We start from the raw sequence: 13,241 nt of genomic DNA on the forward strand, positions 1-13,241 counted from the left end.
GTTTAAGCTTTATCACTAGCCCGTGTGCCGCCAACGCCAAAATGGGCTGGAGACATTTCTTCGATGACCACAGACACTCTTTCTGCTGACGCTTGTGTTGTTTCGGTGACGGCTTCTGTCACTTTTTCCACGAGGGCACGTTTTTGGTCATCTGTACGTCCTTCAAGCATTTTTATCGTTACAATTGGCATAACTGATTGCTCCTTTCATCACATGAGTGTGTCTATATTTAACCATTCATTTTCCTATCTTTCAATACCTCTGTCGGACAATGTGACTTCTTTAGGTGACGTATTGATAAGGGTCAAGCGAGAGGAGGGGTGCCAGTTGTGCATGACAAAAACGTTCTATGATAAACTAGAGGAAACGATGATGACTCGGTGAAGGTGAGGGATAATACATGAATGAAGCAGATAAAGAGAAAAATGAAAAAATTAAGAAAATGAGCAAAAGCTTTAACATTTTAAGCAATGATTCTACTGATGGTCACGGGGGATTTGGGGTTGGGACATTAAATTTAAACAACATCACCCCTGTGTTTGTTGATGTTAAAGCAGGTGAGGCATTTGTGGATATGGGTGCTTTACATGCCCGGAGTGTTGTGGAAAAAGGGATTAAATTTTTAAAAGATAAAGAGGAAGTGCCGAATGGCCGCCCATACTGGCTAGTGTGGGTAACGGTTGAACCAGTAAACGGCGGACCAGCATATGTGGGTGTGACAGGCTGTGAAATGACGGTTGATAGAGACATTCGCAGAGGGTACAAAAGCTTGCCTGAACACGTTAACAATATGGATAAATCGCTTAAACGAAAAATCATCGTTTCTCACATGGATGACACATCAAAGGCTATATTAAAAAGATTTTTGATGGACTTTGATGCAGGTATGTGGGAGCGGGCAGATGCTCAGTTAAAGGAAGATCTAAGCACAACATAAAGACAAAATTGAGGTAGGGAAAGTATGAATGATATGTGATTTTCTAAATTTTGTCTTGCTTGATCTCCTTTCCTTTTGTAAACTATAGCCACATGCTCATAGAAATACTAAGACAAAAAAACAGACGAAGGTGAATCTCTCTCGATTCTCTTCGTCTGTTTTTTATCATCATGGTATTAGTCATTTAGTGTGACCCAGTCAAATAATTTATCTAGCCATTTTTCTTTTTTCTTATCTTCTCTTTGACGGAACTTTTCTCGTAATTCGTCATTATTCCCATCGTTATCTTCGGTGTCATCAATATGCTCTATACAATATTCTGATGGTTCGGAGCCGCTTAAAAATAGCGTGGGTCGGCTGACTGGACAGTCTTCAGTAGCTAACAAGCCATTGAAAGGATTAATGTTTACTTCAACCACGTTATCAGGAATAGGGAAAGAGAGTTTTAAATCATTTTTTAACGCATTTTTCATGAAAAGTGCCCAGATTTGCTTTGAATGCTGGGCATCATCTCCTTCTAATGCTCTAGCATCGTCATAGCCAGTCCATACACCTGTCACTAGTTGAGGTGTAAACCCAATCATCCAGCTATCTGATTGGGTCGACCCGCTTTTTCCAGCGACAGGTCTGTCTTCAAGAATGTCTGCGATACTTCCTCCGGTAACAGACGCATAGTCAGCTCCTAAATCAGGTTCAAACATCCCTTTCATCATATTCGTCATGATTGCTGTGTAAGCTGGGTCTAACGTCTGCTTGCGTTCTGTTTTTGCTTCGAAAAGGATATTCCCATCCCGGTCGACTATCTTCTCTACGAACCGAGGCGTGATGTGATAACCGCCATTTGCAAAAGGGCTGTAACTACTCGTCATTTCCATAATCCCTACGTCACTGGTGCCAAGCGCAAGTGAAGGAACAGGGGACATCTGACTAGTGATACCAAACTTGGCAGCCGTGTCCACTAAATCTTCAAACCCTAATAAAAAGTGAGTTTTCATTGCGTAAATATTATCAGAGACAGCAAGAGCTTGGAGCATCGTAATATAATCATCTGCGTAACGGTGGTTAAAATTACCGGGATGATACTCTTCTCTACCTTCGTCATAAACAAACGTTGTTTCCTCACTTTTTAACATGGAGTTAGGTCTCAACCCATGTTCTAATGAGGCATAGTACAGAAAAGGTTTTAGCGTGGACCCAGGGTGGCGTTTAGCTTGCGTTGCGCGATTAAAAGTGCTTTCATTATAATTTTTGCCCCCTGCGAGAGCTCGGACATCACCCGTACGAGGATCAAGCGCTACGAGCGCGGTTTCTAGCTCTTCATCTAAAGAAAGCTCCTTAGCAATAAGACGTTCAGCTTCTTTTTGCATATCTGTTAACAACGTTGTGTAAATAGTTAATCCCCCACCATCTAAAACGGTCATATCAAAGTCGTGCTCTTCAACAAGCCACTGGCGAAGGGCATCTTGAAAATAGGGAGCGATACGTTTGCCTGTCATCGTGCTCTCTTCGGCAAGCTGAATGTCTTCTTCTTTAGAGATCTCGATTTCTTTTTCTGTTGCTACACCCATCTCTCGCATGGCATTGAGTACGACATGTTGTCTGTTTGTTGCTTTATTTAAATCGACGAAAGGAGAGTAGAGGCTCGGTCCCTTGGGAATGCCTGCTAACATGGCTGCTTCGGCTGTCGTTAATGTTTCAGCATTTTTTTGAAAATATAAATTGGCAGCTGCTTCAATACCGTATGCGCCGTGTCCGTAATAAATCGTATTGAGGTAGCCTTCTAAAATCTCTTCCTTCGTATAATGAAGCTCAAGCCTGAGAGCATAAAGAGCCTCATTAAACTTTCGAACCCACGTTTTATCATGTGATAAAAAAAGGTTTCGAGCGTATTGCTGAGTAATGGTACTCGCACCTTGAGATTTGCTACCCGTTGTAAGATTAGTTAGAATGGCTCGTCCAATTCGAATAGGATCAAAGCCATAATGATCGTAAAAGCGTCTATCCTCAATGGCAAGTGTGGCATTGAGGATGTCCTCTCCCATATGGTCAAGTGGAATCCAATAACGATGTTCACCTTGACTAAATTCCCCTATCGTTTGTCCGTCGGCTGAATAGACAATACTTGTTTCAGGAACAGTTAAAGAAGGTGCTTCCATGTTATAAATATATAAAATAAAAGCACTCATTGTAAGAAAGGCAAAAAAGATAACTAATAAGCCTGACCAAAGTATTCTTTTCCACAACCGCCGGCGTCTTCGCTGGGCTGTTCTTGTTAAAACTTCCATTCTGTTCCTTCTTTCTGACAATGCTGGTCGTCGTCAGTTCTTTGTACCGTTATTACCACAGTTTTCCACACGATATTAGATGTTATACGTGTGAAAAAACAAAGAGAAAATGGTTTCTATTTTTGCGCAATTCGGCTATACTTTTCCTGTAGTTTTTTCAAAAGAGAAGAGCTACTTTTATCACAGATAACCGTTCGTAAAGCTCCCAGATCAAAATAGAGTAAAGAGCAAAATCGATATAGGGTGGATGGAGCTAACGGTCGATAATGTCCTGATTAAACTCAACTACCAATCAGTGGGAGAAGGACGAATGCCCACTGATTGAAGGTTCGTTATATCACAGATAACCGTCCGTAAACCTCCTGGCTCAAATATAGAGAGGAGAGCGACATTCATTTAGGAGGGGGCTAACGGCTGTTGAAGTCCTGATTCACTCAACTACAAATAGTGGGGAAGAACGAAAACGTCCACTGATTGAAGGTTCATTTACGTGATGTCTTTTTTTGACGAGATAACGAGATGAAGAACGATATGTATGAGGTTGAATGAAAGGATAGATGAGTCAAAAGAAAATTGGTTGACATTATGATAAGAGGTGATTGAAATGAGTATTTGGTTTACAGAAAAACAGACAGAGCATTTTGGCATAACGGCGAAAATTAAACGGACGTACGTCAGTGAAAAAACGCCTTATCAGCAGCTTGATATGGTGGAAACAGAAGAGTTCGGCAATATGCTGTTACTGGATGGCATGGTGATGACGACTGAAAGAGATGAATTCGTCTATCACGAAATGGTAGCCCATGTCCCCCTCCATACTCACCCGAATCCAGAAAACGTTCTCGTTGTAGGTGGTGGGGACGGTGGTGTGATACGTGAAATTCTCAAACACCCAGAAGTAAAGAAAGCCACTCTCGTGGAGATTGATGGTAAAGTTATCGAATATTCTAAAGAGTTTCTACCGAGTATTGCTGGTAAATTGGATGATCCTCGTGTAGAGGTGAAAGTGGCAGATGGATTCATGCATATTGCAGAAAGTGATGCCGTATATGATGTGATCATGGTTGATTCAACGGAACCTGTCGGACCAGCTGTGAATTTGTTTACAAAAGGGTTTTATGAAGGCATTGCCAAAGCGTTGAAAGAAGACGGCTTGTTCGTTGCTCAAACGGACAATCCATGGTTTCATCAAGACTTAATTCGTAACGCGTACCGTGATGTCTCAGAAACATTTCCCGTCACACGCCTTTATACGGCCAATATTCCCACATATCCAAGTGGATTGTGGACATTTACGTTAGGGTCAAAGAAACATGATCCGTTACATGTGGCTGAGGAGCGCTTTCGCTTTCATGATATCGATACAAAATACTACACAAAAGATATCCACAAGGCGTCCTTCGTATTACCTAAATTTGTAGCTGACTTAACGGAAGCTTAACAGGAGGACATGAGTCATGTATTTTGATGAAGGCTATTCAGGGCGAAAATTTATTATGGCGGATAAAACATATGAAGAAAGCCAGATCGTCATGTTTGGGATACCGATGGACTATACAGTTAGTTTTCGGCCAGGTTCACGTTTTGGCCCTAATCGTATTAGAGAAGCATCTATTGGGCTAGAAGAGTACAGTGTTTATTTAGATAAGCATTTAGAAGAACTAGCTGTTCACGATGCTGGGGATATGCTTTTGCCATTTGGAAATGCAGCCCGCAGTTTAGATATGATTGAAGGTTACGCAGATCAGCTGCTAGAGGATGGTAAGTTTATCGTTGGTCTTGGAGGCGAACACTTAGTGTCATGGCCTGTTATGCGTGCCGTCTTCAAAAGACATCCAAATTTAGCAATCATTCATATTGATGCCCATGCGGACTTGCGGGAATCCTACGAAGGGGAAGTGCTATCCCATTCCACACCCATTCGTAAAGTGTGTGAGTTAATTGGTGCTGAGAATGTTTATTCATTCGGCATCCGTTCAGGTATGAGAGAAGAATTCCACTATGCTCAAGAATCGGGTATGCATATGAGTAAATTTACAGTAGCAGAACCGCTGAAGGCCGTGCTTCCTAGCTTAGCGGGACGCCCCGTGTATGTTACGATAGATATTGATGTCCTTGATCCAGCTTATGCCCCTGGCACAGGAACAGCAGAAGCTGGGGGGATTTCATCAACAGAATTATTAGAGGCTATCCATGCCATTGCTGGCTCTGAAGTGACAGTCGTGGGTTGTGACCTCGTTGAAGTGGCCCCAGTCTATGACCATGCTGAAAAAACGGCGATTGCTGCAAGTAAATTTTTAAGAGAAATGATGTTAGGTTTTCCTAAACCTTAACCGTCAGCCCTTTTATGGCTTACCATGGCCTTAGAAGGGCTGTTTTAAGTGTGTTGAATCAATTTCATAATGACGTTTCATGAGCAATAAAACGACTAAATCTATCTATTAGATTTATCAGAAAAAACCGTCCGAAACCTTCTAGCTCAAGATAGGAGCAAGAGCGACATCTATTTAGGCGTAAGCTAACGGCCGCTAATGTCTTGATTAACGCAATTAATAATCAGTGGGAGAAGAATGGAAATGCCCACTAACCGTCCGAAGTGAGGACGGCCACATTCATAATTATCTTATTTTGAATGATGGGATTCCGTTGTGTTAGCTAAGACATAGTCATTATGACCATATTTCTTTCGGAGAGTTTGTCATGTAACTGAGGTACGATGTACTCTCATTCATTTGTCTGTCGGGTTTTAGTCATAAAGGCGAAATCCCTTTAAAATGGCTTGAACGGTAGGTTCTATTTTCGTTATAATAGTAGAGTTATTAAATGGAGATAAAAGGAGAATGTAAGCTTATGCCTTCAACGGGATCGACTGTCTTAATAACCATTCATACGACAGTTAAAGATGGGAAACGCAAAGAGGTTCATAAAATGGAGGCATCAGGTCGTCTATTCCAGCGTGGTCATATCCTTGTATTGCGTTTTACAGAACCGAGAGAGGAAGGGCAGGAGAGGACGACAGATCAGACCATTAAACTTAGTGATGGCCAAATGCTCGTTCAGCGAAAAGGGGCTATTACGATGAATCAACGGTTTATCCCTGGCACGGAAACAGAAGGAACCTATCACAGCTTATATGGCCCGTTGGCGATGCGGACATCAACATCGGAGGTTACCTATGACTGGGATGAGATAGCGGGTGAAGGTGACATTCATCTTCGGTACGGGCTAGTCATGCAAGGAGCAAGTACGGGAAGTTATCATATGCACGTGGAAATTAAGGAGGTATAGATATATGAGTCAAGTGGAGCAATTGAAAGAAGGCTTAAAAAAGGAATTAGCTGAAGCTACTGTTCGAGCTGGCCTCGCTTCAATTGAAGAGCTGCCAGAGATCGTTATAGAGACACCTAAAGACAAAACCCATGGCGATTTTGCGACTAACTTAGCGATGCAGTTGGCACGAGTAGCTAAAAAAGCACCTAAAATGATAGCGGAGGATATTGTAGCTCATTTTAATTATGAAACAGCGTCTGTAGAGAAACTTGATATTGCAGGACCAGGGTTCATTAACTTTTTTATGAAAAAAGATTATTTGACTGAGATCGTCAGTACCGTGCTAGAACAAAAAGACGATTTTGGAAGCACGAATGTAGGGAATGGGAAGAAAATTCAAGTGGAGTTCGTCTCCGCGAATCCAACAGGGACCCTTCATTTAGGACACGCAAGAGGGGCCGCAGTTGGCGACTCTCTATGCAACATATTAGAAAAAGCCGGTTATGACGTGGCGAGAGAATATTACATTAATGATGCAGGTAATCAAATTGATAATCTCGCATTATCCCTTGAAGCACGTTATCTTCAAGAGCTTGGTGAAGATGCGGCAATGCCAGAGGATGGCTATCAAGGTAAAGACATTATCGGCTTTGCTAAAGAGATTGTTGACACATATAATGACCGCTTTAAAACGAGCGACCGTGAAGAAAGACTCGCCTTTTTCCGTGAATATGGTCTTAAGCGTGAATTAGACAAGCTCAAAAAGGATTTGGCTGATTTTAGAGTGAATTTTGATAACTGGTTTTCTGAGACGTCGTTATACGAGGATGGTAAAGTAGAACTTATCTTGGAAGATTTGAAAAAGAAGGGTAAAACGTACGAAAAGGAAGGAGCCATTTGGTTCCAGTCCACTGAGTACGGTGATGATAAAGACCGTGTTCTTGTAAAAAGTGATGGTTCTTACACGTATCTAACGCCTGATATTTCTTATCATAAAGATAAATTTTCTCGTGGATTTGATGAATTAATTAATATTTGGGGAGCGGATCATCACGGATATATTCCGCGGATGAAAGCGGCTGTTCAAGCGATGGGCTATGATGAAGATCAGCTGGGTGTGCAAATTATTCAAATGGTGAACTTATTTGAAAATGGAGAAAAAGTGAAAATGAGTAAGCGAACAGGCAAAGCGGTTACAATGCGTGATCTTATGGAAGAGGTAGGGATTGATGCAACTCGTTATTTCTTTGCCATGCGTGCTGCTGATACCCATTTAGACTTCGATCTAGACTTAGCTAAGTCCCAATCCAATGAAAACCCAGTATTTTATGTTCAATATGCCCATGCGCGTATTTGCAGCATGCTACGACAGGCAATCGATAAGGGCTATACAACAGGGTCATCAAGTGACTTAAGTCTGTTGACAGCTGAAAAAGAACAGGATCTTATGAAAAAATTAGGTGAGTTTCCTGAAGCGGTAGCTGATGCAGCGACCCGTCGTTCACCACACCGCATCACTCATTACGTGCATGAGCTTGCTCAAGCGTTACATAGCTTTTACAACGCTGAAAAAGTCATAAACGAAAATGAGGCACTGACGAATGCACGTCTATCTCTTATGGAAGCTGTTAGGCTGACATTGAGAAACGGGCTTGCCCTTGTAGGTGTTGAAGCACCTGAAAAAATGTAATCATTATCAGTATCTTACAAAGAGCTGTTGAGAAAAATCTCAACAGTTTTTTTTGAATTAAATGTTGTGATGACAAAGCTTACGAGCAACTATGTGCTGAGTGACTCAATTAAGTAACAAAAGAACGATTCAAGGTGGGCAAACAGTATGAGAAAATCAAGGTATGTTTATCACAAGTAAGCGTTGTGAAACGCCTGGCTCAAAAGTGAGATGGGTGGTAAATCTATTGTGGTGGATGCTAACAGCTGCTAAAGTCGTCATTGAAGGATCATTTTATTTCGTTTTAGGCAAAAAACTAACACTGTAGTTGTAAAGAAATATGACTAATGTGAGAAAAATTCATCAAATATCTGGATGTACGTACCTCTTTCTGTTAGGATATAAATGTTGGTTTTAATACACACTATGAATGGATGACTATTCTAGCTAGATGCGTTATCTTTAAAAAGAAGGTGAAGGATATGCAAGAAGTTATTTTAGCTTTAGTAGCAGGACTCGTTGTTGGTTTCCTTTTTGGCTTAATCAAACTACCTATTCCGGCGCCACCAGCATTAGCAGGGGTGATGGGGATATTTGGTGTATATTTAGGTTATAAGTTATTCCAATGGGTGACGGCATCATTTTTCGGATAAATAATTAAAATTAGCACATGCTACCTCTATCAGTTAAAGTGAGTGGAGGAAAGCATATGCCATGGACGAAAGATCGACATCAAGCAGCTATATATTTTGAAAAGGAGGGGAGAGGTGTTCCGCTCCTTTTTGTGCATCCTCCTGCGATGGGGCATGTCACTTTTCGCAGACAAAAAAATGGTCTATCAAAAAAGTTTAAAGTCTTAACTTTGGATCTTCGTGGGAATGGGCGAAGCGGAAACGATGACACCCCCCTTTCGATGGAACTACTTGCCGAAGATGTGATAAGGGTACTAGATGCAGCTAGAGTAAAGCGGGCATTTATTTGCGGCTATTCAAATGGAGGATCTATTGTTCAAGAAGTGGCTATACGTTACCCTGACAGAGTGTGTGGCATTATTTTGCTTGGTGGGTTCTCCGAAGTCAATAGTTTTTTATTACGAAACGAATTTCGTGCGGGCATACTGGCAGCTAAAGCAAAACAAATGACGTTGATTAGCCGTGTATTAGCAGTAGCTCATGAACGTGATAGCGAGAAAAAACGGCAACTAAGACATTATATTCGTAAGATGTCTCCGTCTGTTCTTGAAGAATATTATCGGCTAGGCTTAGCCTATAAATCAACCGAGAGACTAGAGTGTATCTATTGTCCTGTCCTCCTCCTTTATGGCAGGAGAGATGATTACGTTCATCATTACCGACATCTTTTTCATAATAACGTGACGGGGCCAGTGGAACAAGTCCTAGTAGATGATGTTGGCCACCAGCTCCCGACGAAAAAGGCATCAGCTGTCCAACAAGTTATAACACGGTTTATACTGCAATATCGCTAAAGGCTTTCAGTTAAAATTTTAATAAACGAAGACCGTTTAAGATAACGAGAATCGTACTTCCTTCATGTCCTAATACACCAATAGGAAGGGAGAGCCCTTGAGTAAAATTAGTGATGAGAAGCGCTATGATGACAGAGACAGAGAAAATAAGGTTTTGAGTAATAATGCGATTTAATTTCTTGGAGAGCTGGTAAGAGAATGCTATTTTTTTTAGCTCACTTTTCATAAGGACCATATCGGCAGTATCTATTGCCACATCAGTACCACAGCCCATCGCTATGCCAATATCCGCTTTAGCCATTGCAGGAGCGTCATTGACGCCATCTCCAACCATAACAATAGGTCCATATGTTTCTTTTAACTGGGTGATCTTCTTGACTTTATCAGCAGGTAAACAGGAAGATATCCAGTCGCCCACACCAGCTTCTTTAGCAATTGCTTGTGCGGTTGTTTCCTGATCCCCGGTGATCATAATCGTTTGAAGCCCTTGGCTCTCCAGGTAGTTAACAAGCTCTTGTGCGTCCTCACGAATGGCATCTTTAATAGCTATTAAACCAATTATCTGGGTATTTCTAGCAATATAAACGAGCGTTTTTCCTTCGTTTTCCCACTTGTTTGTAAGCTCTGTCAGTTCTTCTGTGAGGGCCGTTTCTTTTTCCTTTTTAAGCGACGTCATCAATTTATAGTTGCCAATTGCCCACTGATCTTGGCCGATAGAGCCGACTATTCCAAACCCAGTCATATCTTGACTCGAAGAGATAGTCACCTGTTGGTGTGTACCATTCTTTTCACAAAAAGTGACGATAGCTTTAGCTAAAGGATGATTTGATTGTTGTTCAAGGGCGATCACGTAAGGCGTAATATCTTCTGGAAGAGAACAAAACCAATTGGTCACCTTAGGCTTTCCTTCTGTAATGGTCCCTGTTTTATCAAAGGCTACGACAGCTGTTTTAGATAACTGCTCTAGATATGTTCCACCTTTCATGAGGATACCTCGCCGTGCCCCATTAGATATAGCAGAGAGAAGGGCAGGCATTATAGAAGCGACGACGGCACAAGGAGAGGCAACCACGAGAAACACCATTGCCTTGTAAAAAGTCTCTTGAAAGGGAGTGTTAAAAGCAAGAGGCGGTAAGACAAGCATGATGGCCATTCCTAAAAGCACTGCTATCACATACGGGCCTTCTATTTTCTCAATGAATAACTGGGTAGGGGGACGACTAGCTTTCGCTTGCTCCACAAGCTTGATCATTTTTTGAAAAAGTGTGTCGGCATTTTCCTTCATCACCTCAACCATGATAGGGCCACTTCCATTCATTGTACCGGTATAGACATCATCTCCTTCTTGTTTACTTACAGAGAGTGGTTCTCCTGTAATAGGTGCTTCATCTATGACCGTTTCACCACGAATGACCTTCCCATCAGCAGGAACCCTTTCACCACTACGTATTAGAATCGTATCACCTATTGCTAAATCTTCGACAGAGACAGTCATAGTTCTTCCATCGTTAAGCCACTTGTTCGCTTCTAAAGGAGCCATTTCTACAAGCTTTGACAAGTCTTTTTTGCTTTTGTCCCACGTGTAAGTTTCTAAAGCACCACTTAATGAAAAGATAAAAATTAAGATTGCCCCTTCGTTCCAATATCCGATTGAAGCGGCCCCCAGTGCAGCAAGAATCATCAAAATTTCCACGTTAAAAGCCCGTTCATTCACTAAGTCTGTAATCCCTTCTCTTGCTTTGTAAAACCCACCTATTACGTAGGAGAGGACGTAACTTAATAACGCAACAAATTGCCAAAGGCTCCCTTCATACAGATCAGCGAGCATGGCGATCAGAAGACAGGCACCGCCTAAAAGTGACAGTGTTAGCTGTCGATGTGTGAACGCACTGGTCAAGCATTTTATCATGTAATCAATAGGGACTTGTGAGTCTTTTTTAAGAGATGTGCCTAATTTCATGTAATCATCATCCTTTCTAATTGATAAAGACATTCATCGTCATTTGCCCCTTAAACGCAGAAATTGCTGCCACCCCATGGGTGACAGCAAAAAATAAGCGCTCAAAAGACCTTGAATTAATACCTATATAAAGTTGTTAACACCATTATATGCTGAATGTTTAAAAATGGGAATCTTTTTTTGAGATGTTGCATCAGATAACGAGAATGGGAGGAGGATGATTATTAGAAAATGGCGACGAGACTAACGTTTGAAAAAGGCAGAATCCTCTAAATCTGTAGGGACAGCGGAAGGATTCTGCAAGGTAGCGAGAACACTTTCAAAGCAGGATGAATTGGGCTTTTTAGTGTCTTTTCAACCTATAAAAAGTAAGAGATTAAGGTGGCCAATTTTTCTTTTGTTTTTTCCCACAAAGAGCGGTTTTGAACATGCGCCATCGTAATTGGCTCAGAGCTTTCAATTAGATCCTTCTCGATCTCAGCCTTCGCGTCACGTGTCCATTCTGAATCCTCAATGAAGCAATTAATTTCTTTATTAATAAAGAAGCTTCTTTTATCAAAATTTGACGTGCCGATACATATTAAAGCATCATCTACAATAATCACTTTGGCGTGATAAAATCCCTCATAAAATTGGTGAAAATGCACACCAGCCTGGAGTAAAGCAGGGAAATAAGGATAGGCAGCGTCCTTTACAAGTGGGTGATCCGGGTATTTAGGGAGGAGAACGTTAATCTCCATCCCTTTTTCTGCAAGATCAATCAATTTAGCAGTCAGTGATTTATCAGGAATAAAATAAGGCGTGCCAATAAAGATGGACTTCTCAGCTTTGTCAAGCATGCCATGGATGGACTCAATTACGTGTGAGCCATCAGTGGTAACCATAGTGAGAGATGTCGGTCCTGCTTTAAGTGTTTTGCTAGTTAATGGCTCAAGAGACAATAAGTCATTAGAGGCAGTGTTCCAATCTTTTACGAATTGTTGTTGAAGATCCTGACACGCCTCACCTTGTATGTACAAATGATAGTCACGCCAGCGGCCCTTTTTAGGATCCCGACCTAAGTATTCATCGCCTACATTGTAACCGCCTATATACCCATGTTCACCATCAATAATAGATACTTTTCTATGGTTTCGTTTATTGATAGAGTAAAAAAGAAAGGGGAAAGCAGGTACGTTTGTTATAGCTACTTGAACACCGGCTTTTTTTAAAGAGGCTTTCTCTTTACGTGAAATATGATCGCCACCCCAGTCAACGAGTAAGCGAACGTCTATCCCTTGCTGAGCTTTTTGTTTAAAGAGATCAAGAAATTTCTGCCCGATATGATCACTGCGAAAAATAAAGAATTGAATATGTATATGGTGGTGGGCTTTATCAATCGTACTTAGCATGTGATCAAATAATGAATCACCGTGTGTAAATAAAACAGCTTGACTTTTTCGAATGACACCGTCTTTATATGGTGATAAGGTAGAGCGTTGGCGCTTTGTTCCTAGTATTAAATCAACCGTTATCCATGTAACGAGAAGGAGACATACAATAAAGATGTATAGCCACATAACTGTTCCCAACTTTCGTATATAAATGTATCATTACTATTCCCAGAAGAAGATAGGACAATGCAAGTAATTTAG

11 protein-coding genes are annotated in these 13,241 nt (G+C 41.3%); 7 read left to right on the forward strand and 4 right to left on the reverse strand.

The window, feature by feature from the left end; translation table 11 throughout:
• Positions 1–2: 2 nt before the first annotated feature.
• Positions 3–191 (reverse strand): 2-hydroxymuconate tautomerase, encoded by a 189-nt coding sequence (locus BK581_RS14900; RefSeq protein ID WP_078578906.1) that lies wholly within the window; start codon positions 189–191, stop codon positions 3–5.
• A 209-nt stretch (positions 192–400) separates the two neighbouring features.
• Here BK581_RS14900 and BK581_RS14905 point away from each other — a divergent pair, with 209 nt between their 5' ends.
• A complete protein-coding gene (locus BK581_RS14905) occupies positions 401–937 on the forward strand; it encodes a YwhD family protein (RefSeq protein ID WP_078578907.1) in 537 nt (178 codons plus the stop codon).
• A 176-nt stretch (positions 938–1,113) separates the two neighbouring features.
• On the opposite strand, the gene BK581_RS14910 is transcribed toward BK581_RS14905, so the two are convergent.
• On the reverse strand, positions 1,114–3,222 hold the full coding sequence (locus tag BK581_RS14910; RefSeq protein WP_078578908.1) for a transglycosylase domain-containing protein: 2,109 nt from the start codon (positions 3,220–3,222) through the stop codon (positions 1,114–1,116).
• 604 nt (positions 3,223–3,826) lie between these two features.
• Between BK581_RS14910 and speE the strand changes: the two genes are divergently transcribed.
• The 6 genes from speE (at position 3,827) to BK581_RS14940 (ending at position 9,647) form a co-directional block, all read left to right on the forward strand.
• Positions 3,827–4,663, forward strand: a complete 837-nt coding sequence (gene speE, locus BK581_RS14915) for a polyamine aminopropyltransferase (protein WP_078578909.1) — start codon at positions 3,827–3,829, stop codon at positions 4,661–4,663.
• Between the two features lie 16 nt (positions 4,664–4,679).
• Positions 4,680–5,555: an agmatinase gene (gene speB, locus BK581_RS14920; RefSeq protein ID WP_078578910.1), complete on the forward strand. Its 876-nt coding sequence runs from the start codon at positions 4,680–4,682 to the stop codon at positions 5,553–5,555.
• Positions 5,556–6,072: 517 nt separating this feature from the next.
• Complete coding sequence (locus BK581_RS14925; protein WP_169837725.1) at positions 6,073–6,510, forward strand: YwiB family protein; 438 nt, start codon at positions 6,073–6,075, stop codon at positions 6,508–6,510.
• 4 nt (positions 6,511–6,514) lie between these two features.
• Positions 6,515–8,182 carry an arginine--tRNA ligase gene (gene argS, locus BK581_RS14930; RefSeq protein ID WP_078578912.1) on the forward strand — a complete coding sequence of 556 codons (1,668 nt, stop codon included), beginning with the start codon at positions 6,515–6,517 and terminating at the stop codon, positions 8,180–8,182.
• A 461-nt stretch (positions 8,183–8,643) separates the two neighbouring features.
• Positions 8,644–8,814, forward strand: a complete 171-nt coding sequence (locus BK581_RS14935) for a XapX domain-containing protein (protein WP_078578913.1) — start codon at positions 8,644–8,646, stop codon at positions 8,812–8,814.
• Positions 8,815–8,870: 56 nt separating this feature from the next.
• On the forward strand, positions 8,871–9,647 hold the full coding sequence (locus BK581_RS14940) for an alpha/beta fold hydrolase (protein WP_169837726.1): 777 nt from the start codon (positions 8,871–8,873) through the stop codon (positions 9,645–9,647).
• A 10-nt stretch (positions 9,648–9,657) separates the two neighbouring features.
• On the opposite strand, the gene BK581_RS14945 is transcribed toward BK581_RS14940, so the two are convergent.
• Positions 9,658–11,607 carry a heavy metal translocating P-type ATPase gene (locus BK581_RS14945; protein WP_078579959.1) on the reverse strand — a complete coding sequence of 650 codons (1,950 nt, stop codon included), beginning with the start codon at positions 11,605–11,607 and terminating at the stop codon, positions 9,658–9,660.
• 359 nt (positions 11,608–11,966) lie between these two features.
• Positions 11,967–13,166 (reverse strand): cardiolipin synthase, encoded by a 1,200-nt coding sequence (cls, locus tag BK581_RS14950; RefSeq protein WP_078578915.1) that lies wholly within the window; start codon positions 13,164–13,166, stop codon positions 11,967–11,969.
• Positions 13,167–13,241 lie beyond the last annotated feature (75 nt).

This window comes from Salipaludibacillus agaradhaerens, assembly GCF_002019735.1.
Lineage (GTDB): Bacteria > Bacillota > Bacilli > Bacillales > Salisediminibacteriaceae > Salipaludibacillus > Salipaludibacillus agaradhaerens.

Coding starts and splice junctions, on each gene's coding strand:
- BK581_RS14900 (WP_078578906.1), bottom strand. CDS start 191: ATGCCAATTGTAACGATAAAAATGCTTGAAGGACGTACAGATGACCAA.
- BK581_RS14905 (WP_078578907.1), top strand. CDS start 401: ATGAATGAAGCAGATAAAGAGAAAAATGAAAAAATTAAGAAAATGAGC.
- BK581_RS14910 (WP_078578908.1), bottom strand. CDS start 3,222: ATGGAAGTTTTAACAAGAACAGCCCAGCGAAGACGCCGGCGGTTGTGG.
- speE (WP_078578909.1), top strand. CDS start 3,827: ATGAGTATTTGGTTTACAGAAAAACAGACAGAGCATTTTGGCATAACG.
- speB (WP_078578910.1), top strand. CDS start 4,680: ATGTATTTTGATGAAGGCTATTCAGGGCGAAAATTTATTATGGCGGAT.
- BK581_RS14925 (WP_169837725.1), top strand. CDS start 6,073: ATGCCTTCAACGGGATCGACTGTCTTAATAACCATTCATACGACAGTT.
- argS (WP_078578912.1), top strand. CDS start 6,515: ATGAGTCAAGTGGAGCAATTGAAAGAAGGCTTAAAAAAGGAATTAGCT.
- BK581_RS14935 (WP_078578913.1), top strand. CDS start 8,644: ATGCAAGAAGTTATTTTAGCTTTAGTAGCAGGACTCGTTGTTGGTTTC.
- BK581_RS14940 (WP_169837726.1), top strand. CDS start 8,871: ATGCCATGGACGAAAGATCGACATCAAGCAGCTATATATTTTGAAAAG.
- BK581_RS14945 (WP_078579959.1), bottom strand. CDS start 11,607: ATGAAATTAGGCACATCTCTTAAAAAAGACTCACAAGTCCCTATTGAT.
- cls (WP_078578915.1), bottom strand. CDS start 13,166: ATGTGGCTATACATCTTTATTGTATGTCTCCTTCTCGTTACATGGATA.